This is a genomic window from Burkholderia sp. BCC1640 (genome assembly GCF_902833125.1).
Lineage (GTDB): Bacteria > Pseudomonadota > Gammaproteobacteria > Burkholderiales > Burkholderiaceae > Burkholderia > Burkholderia diffusa.
On the sequence record NZ_CADFEF010000008.1, the window covers coordinates 94,730 to 111,550 of the forward strand.

Sequence of the window (16,821 nt, forward strand, 5' to 3'; positions counted from 1 at the left end):
CACCGCGCAACGCGCGCTTCGCATCCGCGCAGACGGGCTCCGGAAGGAGCCCGTTTTTTTTGCCCGCGCGCGCCGAAAGACCGCGTGGCACGCGTGAGCGAAGGGCCGCGGCGACGTTATTTTTTACGCAACAACCCGATGATTCGTAAGGGAAATCGACTTGCCATGTACGCGGTTTGATAGGTTCGCGGAAGGCAACGTACAATCGATCTTCCACGCATACCGGATCACTCGCGGCTGCGCCGCCCTCCCCTCATCATGCAAACGCAGACCCATCCGCTGATTTCCCCCGCCGTCGGCACCGAACGCCAGATCACGAGCTTCCACTACGGCCCGCGCGGCGGGAAGAAGGTCTACATCCAGTCGTCGCTGCACGCGGACGAACTGCCCGGCATGCTGGTCGCCGCGCTGCTGCGCCGCAAGATCGCCGCGCTCGAGACGGCCGGCAAGCTGCGCGGCGAGGTGGTCATCGTCCCTGTGCCGAACCCGATCGGCCTGTCGCAGCACGTGTTCGGCGATCACCTCGGCCGCTTCGAGCTCGGCTCGATGCAGAACTTCAACCGCAATTTCCACGATCTCGCAGCGCTCGTGATGCCGCGCATCGAAGACCGGCTGACGAACGACGCGCAGCGCAACGTCGCCGCGGTACGCACCGCGATGCGCGAGGCGCTCGACGAACAGAAGCCGCGCACCGAGCTCGAATCGCAGCGCCTCGCGCTGCAGAAACTGTCGTTCGACGCCGACATCGTGCTCGACCTGCATTGCGACAACGACGCGGTGATGCACCTGTATACGAACCCCGATCTGTGGGAAGACGTCGAGCCGCTGGCGCGCTATCTGGACGCGCAGGCGTCGCTGCTCGCGCTGAATTCGGTCGGCAATCCGTTCGACGAGATCCACAGCTTCTGCTGGTCCGATCTGCGCAGCCGGTTCGGCGATCGCTTCCCGATCCCGAACGGCGCGATTTCCGTCACGGTCGAACTGCGCAGCGAGCGCGACGTGTCGTACGAGCTTGCGGAGAAAGATTCGCAAGCGATCGTCGAATACCTGACCGAGCGCGGCGTCATCGACGGCACACCGGCGCCGCTGCCGCCGCTCGCGCATCCGGCCACACCGCTCGCGGGCACCGATCCGCTCGTCGCGCCGGTGTCGGGCGTGATCGTGTTCCGCACGCCGGTCGGCGCGTGGATCGAGGCTGGCCAGGACGTCGCCGACATCGTCGATCCGCTGACCGATCGCGTGATCACGCTGAAGAGCAGCGTGTCGGGCGTGCTGTACGCGCGCCAGGTCGTGCGCTTCGCGACCGCCGGGATGGAAGTCGCGCGGATCGCCGGCGCGACGCCGATCCGCACCGGGTCGCTGCTGTCCGCCTGAGCCCCCGGGCCGCCCGAGCGGCCGGCCCGTGCGCCGCATCGCGGCGCGCCAACGAAATCGCCCGCTTGCGCGGGCGATTTGCTTTTCGGTCCGGCGCGATGCCCGGCGACGCGGCCGGGCATCGGCCGACGTTCAGAACGCCGGCACGATCGCACCGCCGAACTTCTGGTCGATGAACTTGCGCACGTCGTCCGATTCATAGGCCGCGACGAGCTTCTTCACCCACGGCTTGTCCTTGTCCTGCGCGCGCACCGCGATCAGGTTCGCGTACGGCCCTCGCAGATCCTCGATCGCGATCGCATCCTTCACCGGCGTGAGCCCGGCCTTCACCGCGTAGTCGGTGTTGATCGACGCGGCGTCGAGGTCGGGCAGCGCGCGCGGCAGTTGCGCGGCGTCGAGCTCGACGATCCTGATCTTCTTCGGATTCTCGGCGACGTCGAGCGGCGTCGCGTTCACGCCGTTCGTGCCAGCGCCCGCCTTCAGCTTGATCACGCCGTATTTCTGCAGCAGCAGCAGCGCGCGGTTGCCGTTCGACGGATCGTTCTGGATCCCGACCTTCGCACCGGTCGGCAGATCCTTCAGCGACTTGAGCTTCTTCGAATAGAAACCCATCGGCGCCGTGTAGGTCAGCCCGACGTTGACGATCCGGTAGCCGCGCTGCTTGATCTGGCTGTCGAGAAACGGCTGGTGCTGGAAACCGTTCGCGTCGAGATCGCCCGCGTCGAGCGCCGCGTTCGGCTGCACATAGTCGTTGAATTCGATGACCTTGATCGCGAGGCCTTCGCGTGCGGCGACTTTCGTCACCTCGGTCCAGATCTGCGCGTCGGGGCCGCTCATCGTGCCGATCTTCAGCGTCTGGGAGTCGGCGTGCGCGCCGGGCGCGGCAAAGGCCAGCGCCGCGGCAAGCGCGCCGAGGCCGGTCAGGATCGAACGTCGCATGGTGTCCTCTTGTCCCGTGTCGTTGTTGAAGCGCGCATCGTGGCACGGGGCCGGAACGGCACCAACCAAGCTTATTTCATGTGCATATTCCGGATCCCGATCGAATCTCAGCCGAAATCGGTATAACTCCCCGCTGTACAACCGGGCAGAATCCAGTGTCGCTTCGGCACCACAGATTCGTCATATGACAAAGCCTGTCACATTCATTACGTGGCCCGCCGATAAAGTTGCGACCGGTCCGTGAAAGCGCCCATAGAGAGCGCCGGAACCGCAACTGGACACGCCATTTATTCGCTCGGAGAATCCTTTGAACAAGAAACTGTTGACCATCGCCATCCTCGCAGCAACGGCCGGCGCGGCACACGCACAAAGCAGCGTGACCCTGTATGGCGTCATCGATGCCGGTATCAGCTACGTGAACCACAGCAAGACCGCGAACGGCGGCAGCGGCAAGCTGTTCAAGTACGACGACGGCGTGGCCCAGGGCAGCCGTTGGGGCCTGCGCGGCACCGAAGACCTCGGTGGCGGCCTGAAGGCGATCTTCGTGCTCGAAAACGGCTTCAACAGCGGCAACGGCACGATCGGCCAGGGCGGCGCGATCTTCGGCCGTCAAGCCTACGTCGGCCTGAGCCAGTCGCAATACGGCACGGTCACGTTCGGCCGCCAGTACTCGTTCTCGACCGACATCCTCGGTTCGAACTACTCGACGGGCGGCAACACGGTCGCGGGTAACTACGCGTACCACGTGAACGACATCGACCAGCTCACGTCGAGCCGCATCAACAACTCGGTGAAGTTCCAGAGCGCGAACTACGCCGGCTTCACGTTCGGCGCGTTGTACGGCTTCTCGAACTCGACCGACTTCGCCGGCGCACCGTCGACGACGACGGGCACCACGACGACGGCCGGTTCGTCGCGCGCATACAGCTTCGGCCTGAACTACGCGAACGGCCCGTTCGCACTCGGCGCCGCATACACGGACATCCGCTTCCCGAGCCAGTCGACGCCGGCATTCTCGACGTCGATCGCGAACATCGCGCTGACGAACATCCGCGACCTGCGCACGTACGGCGTCGGCGGCCGCTACATCTTCGGCCCGGCAACGGCATGGCTGCTCTGGACGCGCACGCAGTTCACCCCGATCGCGGCTGGCGCGTCGGGCACGTTCTACAACGCGTATGAAGCAGGCGTGAAGTACGCGATCACGCCGGCCCTGTCGGCAGCAGCGGGCTACACGTACACGAACGCAACGCAAAGCGGCAACTCGGCGCACTGGAACCAGGGCAACCTGGGCCTCGACTACGCGCTCAGCAAGCGTACGGACGTGTACGGCCTGGTCGTCTACCAGAAGGCGTCGGGCAACGGCGTGCAAGCGCAGATCGGTTCGAGCACGAGCTACTTCAGCACGTCGGGCAACGGTTCGTCGAACCAGCTGGCCGCTCGCGTCGGTATCCGTCACAAGTTCTAAAGCATCCGCTTAACTTGTCCGCGCATTTCGCGGACGACGACGGCAAGAAGCGCCCCGCTCCACACGGGGCGCTTTTTTATGGGCTTTTAAGTTTCGCTTAATTCTGGGCTGAGAGGATGCTCTCACCCCCCCTGTTGGCCGCCTGAGCATCGGCGGCTTTTTTTTTGAGACCCACTACGGCACCGCCATCAACTGCCCACAAGACAGGATCGGAGCCCAAGATGATCGAAGATACCGTTTTCAGCCATCTGCACGCGATTCTGACGCGCCGGCATTCGCTGCCGGTCCAGAGCTGCCGCGTGTCGGTCGAAATGCAGCGCCCGTGGGGCCGCCCGTACCGGCTCGTCGAATGGACGATGCATCTCGACGCACCCGCGCGGCGCCAGATCGTGCCGGCCGAATCGACCGACGAGGAAATCGCCGAGGTCGTGGCGTCGCATGTGCCGGGCCGCCTGTACGGCGACGGCCGGCTGCAGTTCTGATTCCCCCCGTTACCCGCCATTACCCGCCGTTGCCCGCATCGCGGCCGGCCCGCACGCATCGTGCGGCACTCGGTCTCGTTTGACGCGGCAACGAAGTCTGCTACGCTGCGCGTTTTCGTCCACGCAACACACGATGGAAAACGCATTCAACGAACGCGGCGTGATGGTCACCCGCAACGGCCTGTCGGCCGCCGGGCAGGTCTTCCCGCTCCGTGACATCCGCAACGTCGATGTCGTCAAGATTCCGAAAAATCGCCTCGTGCCCTGGCTGATCTCACTGATCGGCGTGGCCACCGCCGTCGCAGGCGGCATCGGCGCATCGAGCGCCGCGCTGGTCGTCGGCGTGATGCTCGCGGTCGTCGGCTATCTCGCCTGGACCACGCAGGACATCACCTACCGCCTGATGGTCGAAATGCCCGACGGCAAGCGCGAAGCGCTGTCGAGCGTCGACGCCGAATTCGTCGAGCGCGTCGCGCAGGTCGTGCGCGACGCACGGACGGCGACGGCCGCCGGCTGATTTCCGCTGCGCGCGCCGACCACCTACTATGAAATGAGCGGCACGCCGCCGCGTCGTTCGAGGAGGTCGGCATGAACGCCCAATCGCTGTCCGGCATGCTGCGCGCGCAGGAACTGCTGCTCGTCTCGATGATCCGAGCGCTGCCGCCCGACACACGCAGCGCGCTCGTCGACCTCTACGCCGAACAGCTCGCGTTCGCCGAACAGGCCGGCTTCGAAGGCCACGGCGATCGCGCGACGCACGATGCGTTCATCGCGCATGCGCGCAACCTGCTGATTCGTATCGAATCGCTGGCCTAGGGCCAGCCTGCTTTCACCGCATGTCTCGCCGCGCGCGGCTCGCCCGATCCGCGCCGACGGCGCGCGTCCGCACGCGCCGCTTTTCGCCCTTGTATTGATAATGATTCCCATTTACACTGGCGAAATTATCAATTTCCTTTCAATTCGCCGTTCGCCGCCAGTCGCGCGCGAACGGGCCAGCCAGGTGAACGCGTCACCCAGCCAGCCTTCGGGCTAGTCATCGTCAATGGGAGACCACCTGTGCATTGCCATCCGCTCGCGCGGCGGCCGATCTGTGCCGCGCTGTTCGGCGCGTTCGGCCTGTCCGCCGCCCCGGCTCATGCCGATTCGCCGCCGCAAGGCGCCAACCCGCCACCTGCCGTCCTGACCGCCGCCGCGTCCATGCGCGGCGATGCGGCGCTGCTCGACCCCGTCACCGTCACGGCCACCCGCACCGCCACCGCCGCGAGTCGCACGGCCGCGTCCGTGTCGGTGATCACCGACGACGATCTCGAGGAACAGCAGGCCACCAACATCAAGGATGCGCTGCGCTACGAGCCGGGCGTCACGGTGCGCCGCACCGCGTACCGCCCCGGCAGCGCCGCGCTCGGCGGCGGCCGCGACGGCGATTCGAGCATCAACATCCGCGGCCTCGAAGGCAATCGCGTGCTGCTGATGGAAGACGGCATCCGCCTGCCGAACGCGTTCTCGTTCGGCCCGCTCGAAGCCGGCCGCGGCGACTACGCCGATCTCGACATGCTCAAGCGCATCGAGATCCTGCGCGGGCCGGCATCGGCGCTGTACGGCAGCGACGGGCTGACCGGCGCGGTGAACTTCATCACGAAGGATCCGCGCGACCTGCTGTCGATCTACGGCAAACCCGTCTACTTCTCGTTCAGGCCGAGCTACGACTCGGCCGACCGCAGCATCGGCGCGACCGTGTCAGCCGCGGGCGGCAACGATCGCGTACAGGGGATGATCATCGCCGATGGCCGGCGCGGCCACGAAGTCGACACGCGCGGCGGCGACAACTCGGCGAGCACGCTGCGCACCACGTCGAATCCGCAGGACGTCTATTCGGAATCGCTGCTCGGCAAGCTCGTGCTGACGCCCACCGCGCGCGACACGATCAGGTTCACCGCCGAAACCGTGCAGCGCCGCGTGAGCACCGACGTGTTGTCCGCGATCAACCCGCCGGCCACGCTCGGCCTCACGACCCACGACCGGCTCGAACGCAACCGTTTCAGCGTCGACTACGATTTCCGCGACGATGCGTTCCGCTGGTTCCAGACCGCTCATGCGCAGTTTTACTACCAGGACGCGAAACAGGACCAGTACGCGTTCGAGACGCGCGGCCGGCAGCCTTCGCGCTCCCGCGACAACCAGTACAAGGAGCGCACGTTCGGCGGCGCCGCGTTCGCCGAAAGCGGCTTCTCGACCGGCCCGTTCGCGCACAAGCTGCTGTATGGCGTCGACGGCAGCGTGTCGCGCGTGACGAACCTGCGCGACGGCACGGTGCCGGGCGTCGGCGAAGCGTTCCCGAACAAGGCGTTCCCCGACACCGACTACACGCTGTTCGGCGCGTTCGTGCAGGACCGGATCGGCTATGGCCGCCTGCTCGTCACGCCGGGGCTGCGCTTCGATACGTACCGCCTGAGCCCAACGCAGAACGATCCGCTTTTCACCGGCACCGCGGTGTCGACGAGCGCGAACGAAGTGTCGCCGCGCGTCGCGGTGCTCTACGAGATCACGCCCGCGGTCATTCCGTACGCGCAGTACGCGCACGGCTTCCGCGCGCCGACGCCCGACCAGGTGAACAGCAGCTTCTCGAACCCCGTGTACGGCTACACGTCGATCGGCAATCCGAACCTGAAGCCCGAGACGAGCGACACGTTCGAAGCCGGCCTGCGCGGCAAGGCCGGCACCGGCTACGGCATCGTGCGCTACAGCGCGGCCGCGTTCACGGGCCGCTACCGCAACTTCATCTCGCGCACGACGATCGCCGGCAGCGGCCGCCCGGCCGATCCGTTCGTATTCCAGTACGTGAACTTCGCCGACGCGCGCATCCACGGCCTCGAAGGCCGCGCCGAATGGGCGATGCCGAACGGCATCACGCTGAAGACGGCGATGGCGTTCACTAAGGGCTCGACGCAGAACGACGGCGCGGCGAGCCAGCCGCTGAACACGGTCAATCCGTTCTCGGCGGTGTTCGGCGTGCGCTACGAACCCGGCGAACGCTGGTTCGTGCAGACCGACCTGCTGTTCCAGGCCGCGAAACGCGACAAGGACATCGACAAGTCCGACTGTTCGAACAAGACGTGCTTCTCGCCGCCGTCGTCGTTCGTCGTCGATCTGCGCGGCGGCTACCGCTTCAACAAGCACGTGAGCGCGACGATCGGCATCCGCAACCTGTTCGACCGGAAGTACTGGAACTGGTCGGACGTGCGCGGGATCGCCGCCGATTCGCAGGTGCTCGATGCATATACGTCGTCAGGCCGCACCGTCGCCGTCAGCATGAAGGTCGATTTCTGATGCGCGCCGCCCGCGCTGCCACCCCAACCGTTACTTGAAGGAGTCCGACATGATGCAATCCGCCCTTCCCGGTCAGCCGGCCACGCCGGCCCGCGCGCCCGCCGCGTTGCGCGACGCGTTCATCAAACTCAAGACCGAGCGCCAGCTGCGCAACCGCGACGTCGCGCAAGCGCTCGGCGTCAGCGAAGGCGAGGCGCTCGCCGCGTTCGTCGGCGAACACGTCGTGCGGCTCGACGCGCGCTTTCCGGCGATGTTCGAGGAAATGCCGCGCCTCGGCCGCGTGATGGCGCTCACGCGCAACGACACGGCCGTCCACGAGAAAGACGGCGAATATGCGCAGATGAGCCATGACGGCCCGGTCGGCCTCGCGCTCGGCGACATCGAACTGCGCATCTTCTACCGCCACTGGGCGTCGGCGTTCGCGGTGCGCGACGAAACCGCGCACGGTCCGCTCAAGAGCCTGCAGTTCTTCGACGCGCAAGGTCATGCGATCCACAAGGTTTACCTGCGCGCGCACAGCGATCACGCGGCGTACGACGCGTTCGTCGAACGCTGGCGCGCGGCGTCGCAAACGCCGGGGCTCGACGTCGCGCCCGCCGCACCGAAAACGCCCGAGCGCGCGGACACCGAGATCGACGTCGCGGGCTTTCGCGCCGCGTGGGACGCGATGACCGACACGCATCAGTTCTTCGGCGTCACGCAGCGCTTCGGCGTGAGCCGCATGCAGGCGCTGCGCCTCGCCGATCCGCAATATGCGTATCCGGTCGAAGCGGCGCACGCGCTGCGTCACGTGCTCGAACGGGCCGCGTCGAGCGGCCAGCCGATCATGGTATTCGTCGGCAATGCGGGCATGATCCAGATCCATACGGGCCCCGTCGCGAACGTGCGCGAGGTCGGCGCGTGGATCAACGTGCTCGACCCGGGCTTCAACCTGCATGTGCGCGAGGACCTGATCGCCGCCGCGTGGGTCGTGAAGAAGCCGACGAGCGACGGCATCGTCACGTCGCTCGAGCTGTTCGACCGGCAGGGCGACCACGTCGCGCTGCTGTTCGGCGAGCGCAAGCCGGGTCAGGTCGAACGCGACGACTGGCGCGCGCTCGTCGCGACGCTGCCGTCGGCGGCGCGCGGAGACGCACGGTGAGCGCGCGATCGTTCCTGCCGCGTCGCCGCGTCGTGCTCGCGAGCGCGGTCGCCGGTGCGCTCGCGGGCGCGCTGCCCGGCCGAGCGCGCCCGCAAGCCGCGCAAAAGCGCGTCGTCGTGATCGGCGGCGCGCTCGCGGAAACCGCGTTCGCGCTCGGCGGCGCCGACGCGCGCGGTTACCGGCTCGTCGGCACCGATACGACCTGCACGTACCCGGACGCCGCGAAACGCCTGCCGAAGGTCGGCTATCAGCGCGCGTTGTCGGCCGAGGGGCTGCTGTCGCTGCGCCCCGATCTCGTGCTCGCGTCGGCGGAAGCCGGCCCGCCTGCCGCGATCGCGCAAGTGAAAAGCGCGGGTGTCGCGGTGACGACGTTCAACGAGCGGCATGACGTCGACTCGGTGCGCGCGAAGATCACCGGCGTTGCACAGGCGCTCGACGTGCGCGACGCGGGCACGGCGCTGCTGCGGCGCTTCGATCGCGACTGGCAGGCCGCGCGCGACGCGATCGCCACGCGCGTGCCCGGCGGCGCGCAGCCGCCGCGCGTGCTGTTCGTGCTGAACCATACGGGCAACCAGGCGCTCGTCGCCGGCCAGCGCACGGCCGCCGACGCGATGCTCCGCTACGCGGGCGCGCGCAACGCGATGCAGGGCTTCGATCACTACAAGCCGCTGACGACCGAGGCACTGGCTGCCGCCGCACCCGACGTCGTGCTGATCTCCGACGAAGGGCTCGCGGCGGTCGGCGGCCGCGACGCGCTGCTCGCCGCACCCGGCTTCGGCGCGACGCCGGCCGGCCGCGCACGGCGCGTCGTGTCGCTCGATGCGCTGTTCCTGCTCGGCTTCGGCCCGCGCCTGCCGCTCGCCGTCACGACCCTGCACCGGCGCCTGTCGGATGCGCTCGCCTGATTCCGGATCGACACGATGCCCGCTCACGCTTCACCTTTCCCCGCGCGATCGCACGTAGCGCGCACGGGCGCCGCACGCGTCGGCGCGACACGCCGCATCGCGCCCTTCGCGCTGGCCGCGCTCGCCGTCCTCGTGTGCGCCATGTCCGTCGTCGCGCTGTGCGTGGGCGCGTATCGCATTCCGTTCGCGGAAGCCTGGGCCGCGCTGAGCGGCGACCCGGCCGCGCAACAGGCACGCGCGGTGCTGGTCGACATCCGCGCGCCGCGCGTCATGCTCGCGCTGCTGGTCGGCGGCGGCTTCGGCGCGGCCGGCGCCGCGATGCAGGCGCTGTTCCGCAACCCGCTCGCCGATCCGGGGCTCGTCGGCGTGTCGAGCGGCGCGGCGCTCGGCGCAACGACGACGATCGTGCTCGGCCCCGCGCTGTTCGCCGCGCATGCAGGCGCGGTCGCGCTGCCCGTCGCCGCGTTCGCGGGCGCGCTCGCGGTCGCGGCGCTCGTCTACCGGCTCGCCGCGTCGCGCGGCCGGCTCGCGCTGCCGCTGCTGCTGCTCGCCGGCATCGCGATCAACGCGCTGGTCGGCGCGGCGATCGGATTGCTCACGTTCGTCGCCGACGACGCGCAACTGCGCTCGCTGACCTTCTGGAGCCTCGGCAGCCTCGGCGGCGCGCAATGGCCCGCGCTGGCGGCCGTCGCGCCGTGCGTCGCGATCGGCTGCGGGCTGCTCGCGCGCGACCGTGACGCGCTCAATGCATTGCAGCTTGGCGAAACCGAGGCGTTGCATCTCGGCGTGCCGGTGCAGCAGCTCAAACGCCGCGTGCTCGTCGCGGTCGCGCTCACGGTGGGCGCGCTCGTATCGTGCGCGGGCATCATCGGTTTCATCGGCCTCGTCGCGCCGCACTGCGTGCGCCTCGCCTGCGGCCCCGACCAGCGCATGGTGCTGCCCGGCGCCGCATTGCTCGGCGCGCTGCTGACGCTCGCCGCCGATCTCGCCGCGCGCACCGCCGCCGCGCCCGCCGAGATTCCGCTCGGCGTGCTCACCGCGCTGCTCGGCGCACCGTTCTTTCTCGCGCTGCTGTGGAAAAGCCGCGGCGCGCTCAGCGGCTAGATCCTTCATGCGCTCATCATGCTGACCGCCCAACATCTCGACGTCGCCCGCCGGCACCGCATCGTTCTGCACAACCTGTCGCTGTCGATCGAACCCGGCCGCGTGACCGCGCTGCTCGGCCGCAACGGCGCAGGCAAGAGCACGCTGCTGAAGACCTTGGCGGGCGAACTGACCGGCAGCGTCGCGCCGAGCGGCGTGCGCGTGACCGGCGACATCACGCTGAACGGCGAACCGCTCGCGCGCATCGACGCGCCGCGGCTCGCGTGCCTGCGCGCCGTGCTGCCGCAGGCCGCGCAACCGGCGTTTCCGTTCAGCGTCGACGAAATCGTGCTGCTCGGCCGCTATCCGCATGCACGACGCGGCGGCGCGCGGCACGTGATCGCACACCGCGATCGCGACATTGCGTGGCAGGCGCTCGAACGCGCGGGCGCCGAGACGCTCGTCGGCCGCGACGTCACGACGCTGTCCGGCGGCGAGCTCGCACGCGTGCAGTTCGCGCGCGTGCTCGCGCAGCTGTGGCCGGACGACGACGCGACGGAAAACGGCCCGCGCTACCTGCTGCTCGACGAACCGACCGCCGCGCTCGATCTCGCGCATCAGCACCGGTTGCTCGACACCGTGCGCACCGTTGCGCGCGAATGGCGGCTCGGCGTGCTCGCGATCGTCCACGATCCGAACCTCGCCGCGCGGCACGCGGATACGATCGCGATGCTCGCGGACGGCACGATCGTCGCGCACGGCGCGCCGCGCGACGTGATGACGCCCACCCATATCGCGCAGTGCTACGGATTCGCGGTGAAGATGGTGGAAACGGGTGACGGGTCGCCACCGGTCATGGTGCCGGCGTAGCGCACGCGTGTCGTCGTATCCGTGTGGCGGCCTCGCTCAATGCTCGACGTCCGCGACGCCGAACGTCCGCATTTTCCATCCGAGCCGCACCGCAAGCATGCGCGTCGTGAAGCCCGCCACCAGCGCGACCATCGACGCCAACCCGGCATCGATACCGAGATGCTGGCTCCCGACGTACAGCGTGCCCGTGAAGAACGCGACGCTCGCATACAGTTCCTCGCGCAAGATCAGCGGCATCTCGTTGCACAGCAGGTCGCGCAGCATCCCGCCGCACACGCCGGTGATCGCGCCGGCCAGCACGACGATGATCGGCGCGCTGCCCGTCGCCGCGCCAATATCGCAGCCGATGATCGTGAACGCCGCGAGACCGATCGCGTCGACGGTGACGAACAGCGTCTTCATCCGCGCGACGTGCCGCGCGGCCCACGACGCGACGGTCGCCGCGACGAGCGTGATCACCAGATATTCGGGATGCGCGATCCAGCCGAGCGGATAGTGGCCGAGCAGCACGTCGCGCACCGTGCCGCCACCGAGCGCCGTCACCGCGCCGACGAGCGCGAGCCCGAAGCGGTCCATCCCGCGCCGCATGCCCATCAGCGCGCCCGACATCGCCTCCGCGACGATCGCGATCAGATAAAGCGTATGCATCGCGCGCCTCAGTCTTCGGTACGGAACAGGTCGAGCACGCGTTCGCGCTCGGCCGCATCGACGGCCGCGGGCATCGGCTCGTCGGGCCTGCCCTTTTCGCCCGAAGCATCCGGCGCCTCGGCCGCCGGCGCGCCGCCGCACGCGAAGCGGCTGCGGATGTACGACGGCACGTCGGCCGTGCACGTGCCGCGCGTGTATTCGGCGTACACGAAATCGCCGTCGACGAGCGCGACGTCCTGGGGCGGCGTCGCAGCGACCTGCGTGCGTCCGTCGACGGCCGTCTTCATGTAGTCGAGCCAGACCGGCAGCGCGAGCGTCGCGCCGGTCGCGCGCCCCATCGGGCGCGGCGTGTCGTAGCCGAGCCACGCGACCGCGACGATGCCCGACGAGTAGCCGGCGAACCAGACATCCTTCGATCCGTTCGACGTGCCCGTCTTGCCGGCTGCGTCGTCGCGGCGCAAGGCGAGCGCGCCACGCGCGGTGCCGGCCTTCACGACGTCGCGCAGCATGCTGTCCATCATGAACGCGTTGCGCACCGACACGACGCGCGCGCCTTCAGGCGTCGTCGCCTCGTACATCGCGCCGCCGTGACGCTGCTTCACCGACAGGATCAGGCGCGGCTCCATCCGCGTCCCGCCGTTCGCGAACACGCTGTACGCGCTCGCGAGTTCGAGCGGCGTCACCGCGCCCGCGCCGAGCGCGAGCGGCAGCGACGCCGGATTGCGCTGCGCGTCGAAGCCGAAATGCACCGCCTGCTGCTGCACGTAGCGCGCGTCGGTGGCCTGCATCAGGCTGACCGCGACCAGGTTCTTCGAGCGCACGAGCCCGCGCCGCACCGGAATGAAGCCCTCGTAGCGGTTGCCGAAATTGCGTGGGCGCCACGGCCGCGCGCCGGTTTCCTCATGGGTCAGCGTGCGCTGCGTGTCGTCGACCAGCACGCCCGGAAAGTAGCCCTTCTCCAGCGCCGCCGAATAGACGAACGGCTTGAAGCTCGAACCCGGCTGGCGATACGCCTGCAATGCGTGGTCGAACACGTTGCGGTTGAAATCCGCGCCGCCGACGAGCGCGAGCATGTCGCCCGTCGCCGCATCCAGCGACACGAGCGCGCCTTCGAGCCCGCTGCGCGCATCGCGCCTCGCGCGCGGCTGCCGGCTCAGCGTGCGCTGGAGCGCGGCTTCGGCCGCGCGCTGGTCGCGCATCGAGATCGTCGTGGTCACGTCGAGGCCGAGCGTATAGGCGTCGTCGTGAAAGCGCTCGACCATCATCCGGCGCGCGCGCTCCGCGACGTACGGCGCCGCGATGATGCCGGGCGGCGGCGTGGTCGCCAGCGCGATCGGCGCGTCGATCGCCGCACGATAGGCCGCCTCGTCGAGCTCGCCGAGCGCATGCATGCGGCCGAGCACGTAGTTGCGCCGCGCGGTCGCGCGCGCCGGATTGACGACCGGATTGAACGCGGACGGCGCCTTCGGCAATCCGGCGAGCACGGCCGCTTCGCCCGCGCTCAGCGCGTCGAGCGGCTTGCCGAAATACACGTTCGCGGCCGCCGCGAAACCATACGCGCGCTCGCCGAGATAGATCTGGTTCATGTAAAGCTCGAGCAGCTTGTCCTTGCTGTACTCGCGCTCGAGCTTGATGGCCATCAGGATCTCGGCGAGCTTGCGGCTCAGCACCTTGTCGCGCGTCAGGTAGAAGTTGCGCGCGACCTGCATCGTGATCGTGCTGCCGCCCTGCCCCGGCTGCCCGGTCACGACGTTCGCGAACGTCGCGCGAGCGAGGCCGCCGATATCGATCGCGCCGTGCTGGTAGAACTTCGCGTCCTCGGCCGCGAGCAGCGCGTGCCGCATGAGCGGCGGAATGCGTTCGAGCGGCACGAATTCGCGGCGCTCGACGCCGTACTCGGCCAGCAGCTCGCCGTCGCGCGAGAAAATCCGCAGCGGCAACGCGGGCCGGTAGACGGCCAGGTGCTCGACGGATGGCAACTGCGTCCAGATGCGATCGATCGTCCATGCGCCGATGCCCGCGCACGCGAGCGTCAGGCCGAAGAGCGCGCCGGCGAAGATGCGCCATGCGCGGCGGCGCGGCGATGCGGGAGGCGGGGCCGGTGGCGTTGGAGGGTTGGCGGTGTGGTCGGTCATGCAGGCTCCTTCTTCAATGCGGCGAACGCGGGCGCAACAGGCGCCCGTCGGTCACGGAAGGCGCGCATTGTCGAAGGGATGCCGGGATACCGGAACATTCTTTAGCCTAAGTTTGGCTGGCTAAATTTTATTTAGGAATGGTTGCGCGGCAGCCGTGCCGGGTGCCCCGCGCGGCGCACGAGCCGGTTCGCCTGTACCATCGTCTGCATGTTCGACACGTATCTGCGCCTGTGGGACCTCGTTCCCGACGGCGGCCCGATCCTGACCGCGAGCGGCGGCGTGCTGCCCGTCGTCTGGCACGCGCGCCCCGCGATGCTCAAGGTCGCGACCTGCGACGAAGAGCGCCGCGGCAATGCGCTGATGACCTGGTGGAACGGGGATGGCGCCGCGCGCGTGTGGCTGCACGACAGCGACGCGGTGCTGCTCGAACGCGCGCAGCCGGCGCCGACGCTCGTCGGCCTGTCCGCCGCCGGCCACGACGACGATACGATCCGGATCGCATGCCGCGCGGTCGCGCGGCTGCATGCGCATCGCACACCGGCAGCGCCCGAGGTCGTGCCGCTGACCGACTGGTTCCACACGCTGCTGTCGCATGACACCGGCGATGACACGCTGCGGCGTTCGGCCACGGCGGCGCGCCGGCTGCTGGCCGCGCCGCCCGTCGACGACGTCGTCGTGCTGCACGGCGACATCCATCACGGCAACGTGCTGCACTTCGGCGATCGCGGCTGGCTGGCGATCGACCCGAAGGGTTTGCGCGGCGACCGCGCGTTCGATTACGCGAACCTGTTCTGCAATCCCGCACACGACATCGCCGTCGATCCCGCCCGCTTCGCGCGGCGCGTCGCGCTCGTCGCCGAGGCTGCGCAACTCGACCGCCGCCGGTTGCTGCAGTGGATTCTTGCGTGGGCCGGTTTGTCGGCGGTCTGGCTGATCGAGGACGGGCTGTCACCCGATACACGGCTGCAGGTCGCGCGGCTGGCCGCCTCGGCGCTCGACGCGTAGCATGCGACGACAGTCCGGCCGCCGCGTCCACTGCATCGCACGGCGGCATCAATAAAAAAACCCGCCGGCATGCACCAGCGGGTTTTCGTGTCCGACGTGCGCGACGCTTAGCGCGCCGGATTCAGCGTCAGGTTCATGTGACGGTTCACATCCTTGTACAGCAGGTAACGGAAGCGGCCGGGGCCGCCCGAATAGCATGCCTGCGGGCAGAACGCGCGCAGCCACATGAAGTCGCCCGCTTCCACCTCGACCCAGTCCTGGTTCAGGCGATACACGGCCTTGCCTTCGAGCACGTACAGGCCGTGCTCCATCACGTGCGTCTCCGCGAACGGAATCACGCCGCCCGGCTCGAACGTCACGATGTTCACGTGCATGTCATGACGCATGTCGCTCATGTCGACGAAGCGCGTCGTCACCCATGCGCCGTTGGTGCCCGGCATCGGAATCGGCTCGACATCCTGCTCGTTGGTCACGAACGCTTCGGGCAGCGCAATGCCGTCGACGATCTGATAGTGCTTGCGGATCCAGTGGAAACGCACGGCGGCATCGCTGACGTTGTGCAGCGTCCAGTCGGCGCCCGGCGGGATGAACGCGTAGCCGCCCGGCTTCAGCGTGTGCTGCTTGCCCTGCAGCGTCAGTTCGGCCTCGCCTTCGACGACGAACAGCACGGCTTCGGCGTTCTTGTCCTGCTCGGGCTTGTCGCTGCCGCCGCCCGGATTCACTTCGACGATGTACTGCGAGAAGGTTTCGGCGAAACCCGACAGCGGACGCGCGATCACCCACAGGCGCGTGTTGGTCCAGAACGGCAGCCAGCTCGTGACGATGTCGCGCATCACTCCCTTCGGAATGACCGCATACGCCTCGGTGAACATCGCGCGATCGGTCAGCAGATCGGTCTGCGGCGGGTGGCCGCCATGCGGCGCGTAATACGTTGTCTTAGACATAAAGCATCCAGGCAATGGGTTGGTCCGGCCCCGGGTCGCAACGGCAGGCGCGGCACGCGCGTGGGGCACGCATGCGACGGCGGGACATCGTTGCCGGGGTGGCTTGAAAGCGCGGGCGCCTTCGTTCGGTCGGCCAGGCTTCGCGACGGGCCCGCCCGGTTCAGCGGGCGGGGCGCCCCATGCTTGCGGGTCCGGCGGCCGGGCCGCGGACACTCGGGGTCATGCGGCGGGGCACGGGGGACGGCACGGTTCGATTCCGTACGCGGGCAGCGTTGACGATAGCGAAGTCGATTCGGATCGACCAATTAAATGTTGCGATGACATCCATTCGATTTCCCACTACCCGCCGTTGCGCGCGATGGCCCGACAACGCGTGCCGTGGACGCGTCGGCGCCTCAGGGAAATCCTGATGACCGGACGGCAACCCGTCGATCGGCGATGGCGAAATGGGGATGGCCGACCCTGCGCGGTTGCATGTCGATGCAACTGGCGATGTCGTC

The 16,821-nt window shown here is 68.4% G+C and carries 15 protein-coding genes; 11 read left to right on the forward strand and 4 right to left on the reverse strand.

Annotated elements, in window-relative coordinates; genetic code table 11:
- Positions 1-258 precede the first annotated feature (258 nt).
- Positions 259-1,374: a succinylglutamate desuccinylase/aspartoacylase family protein gene (locus HWX25_RS11270; RefSeq protein WP_175908531.1), complete on the forward strand. Its 1,116-nt coding sequence runs from the start codon at positions 259-261 to the stop codon at positions 1,372-1,374.
- A 132-nt stretch (positions 1,375-1,506) separates the two neighbouring features.
- Here HWX25_RS11270 and HWX25_RS11275 read toward each other — a convergent pair whose 3' ends face one another.
- Positions 1,507-2,313 carry a MetQ/NlpA family lipoprotein gene (locus HWX25_RS11275; protein ID WP_059689331.1) on the reverse strand — a complete coding sequence of 269 codons (807 nt, stop codon included), beginning with the start codon at positions 2,311-2,313 and terminating at the stop codon, positions 1,507-1,509.
- 307 nt (positions 2,314-2,620) lie between these two features.
- On the opposite strand from HWX25_RS11275, the gene HWX25_RS11280 reads away from it, so the two are divergent.
- The 9 genes from HWX25_RS11280 to HWX25_RS11320 all read left to right on the forward strand — a co-directional run bounded on the left by HWX25_RS11280 (position 2,621) and on the right by HWX25_RS11320 (position 11,589).
- Complete coding sequence (locus tag HWX25_RS11280; protein WP_059467242.1) at positions 2,621-3,781, forward strand: porin; 1,161 nt, start codon at positions 2,621-2,623, stop codon at positions 3,779-3,781.
- A 221-nt stretch (positions 3,782-4,002) separates the two neighbouring features.
- Positions 4,003-4,263 carry a DUF2866 domain-containing protein gene (locus HWX25_RS11285; protein ID WP_059528608.1) on the forward strand — a complete coding sequence of 87 codons (261 nt, stop codon included), beginning with the start codon at positions 4,003-4,005 and terminating at the stop codon, positions 4,261-4,263.
- Between the two features lie 133 nt (positions 4,264-4,396).
- The gene (locus tag HWX25_RS11290) at positions 4,397-4,780 is read left to right on the forward strand and encodes a DUF6232 family protein (RefSeq protein ID WP_059528611.1); all 384 of its coding nucleotides are present in this window, start codon (positions 4,397-4,399) and stop codon (positions 4,778-4,780) included.
- 71 nt (positions 4,781-4,851) lie between these two features.
- Complete coding sequence (locus HWX25_RS11295) at positions 4,852-5,079, forward strand: hypothetical protein (protein WP_059528614.1); 228 nt, start codon at positions 4,852-4,854, stop codon at positions 5,077-5,079.
- Between the two features lie 240 nt (positions 5,080-5,319).
- Positions 5,320-7,590 (forward strand): TonB-dependent hemoglobin/transferrin/lactoferrin family receptor, encoded by a 2,271-nt coding sequence (locus HWX25_RS11300; protein WP_175908532.1) that lies wholly within the window; start codon positions 5,320-5,322, stop codon positions 7,588-7,590.
- A gap of 49 nt (positions 7,591-7,639) precedes the next feature.
- The gene (locus HWX25_RS11305; RefSeq protein ID WP_175908533.1) at positions 7,640-8,731 is read left to right on the forward strand and encodes a ChuX/HutX family heme-like substrate-binding protein; all 1,092 of its coding nucleotides are present in this window, start codon (positions 7,640-7,642) and stop codon (positions 8,729-8,731) included.
- Positions 8,728-9,636: a helical backbone metal receptor gene (locus HWX25_RS11310; protein WP_175908534.1), complete on the forward strand. Its 909-nt coding sequence runs from the start codon at positions 8,728-8,730 to the stop codon at positions 9,634-9,636. The genes HWX25_RS11305 and HWX25_RS11310 overlap by 4 nt, the downstream gene beginning before the upstream one ends.
- A 15-nt stretch (positions 9,637-9,651) precedes the next feature.
- Positions 9,652-10,740 (forward strand): iron ABC transporter permease, encoded by a 1,089-nt coding sequence (locus tag HWX25_RS11315; protein ID WP_175908535.1) that lies wholly within the window; start codon positions 9,652-9,654, stop codon positions 10,738-10,740.
- An 18-nt stretch (positions 10,741-10,758) separates the two neighbouring features.
- On the forward strand, positions 10,759-11,589 hold the full coding sequence (locus HWX25_RS11320) for a heme ABC transporter ATP-binding protein (protein ID WP_175908536.1): 831 nt from the start codon (positions 10,759-10,761) through the stop codon (positions 11,587-11,589).
- 36 nt (positions 11,590-11,625) lie between these two features.
- On the opposite strand, the gene HWX25_RS11325 is transcribed toward HWX25_RS11320, so the two are convergent.
- Both HWX25_RS11325 and HWX25_RS11330 read right to left on the reverse strand, forming a co-directional pair.
- Positions 11,626-12,237: a trimeric intracellular cation channel family protein gene (locus tag HWX25_RS11325; protein ID WP_175908537.1), complete on the reverse strand. Its 612-nt coding sequence runs from the start codon at positions 12,235-12,237 to the stop codon at positions 11,626-11,628.
- Positions 12,238-12,245: 8 nt separating this feature from the next.
- The gene (locus HWX25_RS11330; RefSeq protein ID WP_175908538.1) at positions 12,246-14,372 is read right to left on the reverse strand and encodes a PBP1A family penicillin-binding protein; all 2,127 of its coding nucleotides are present in this window, start codon (positions 14,370-14,372) and stop codon (positions 12,246-12,248) included.
- Between the two features lie 207 nt (positions 14,373-14,579).
- Between HWX25_RS11330 and HWX25_RS11335 the strand changes: the two genes are divergently transcribed.
- Entirely contained in the window at positions 14,580-15,377 is a 798-nt protein-coding gene (locus HWX25_RS11335; RefSeq protein WP_175908539.1) for an aminoglycoside phosphotransferase family protein, read from the forward strand.
- A gap of 107 nt (positions 15,378-15,484) precedes the next feature.
- On the opposite strand, the gene HWX25_RS11340 is transcribed toward HWX25_RS11335, so the two are convergent.
- On the reverse strand, positions 15,485-16,321 hold the full coding sequence (locus tag HWX25_RS11340; RefSeq protein WP_175908540.1) for a bifunctional allantoicase/(S)-ureidoglycine aminohydrolase: 837 nt from the start codon (positions 16,319-16,321) through the stop codon (positions 15,485-15,487).
- Between the last annotated feature and the right edge of the window lie 500 nt (positions 16,322-16,821).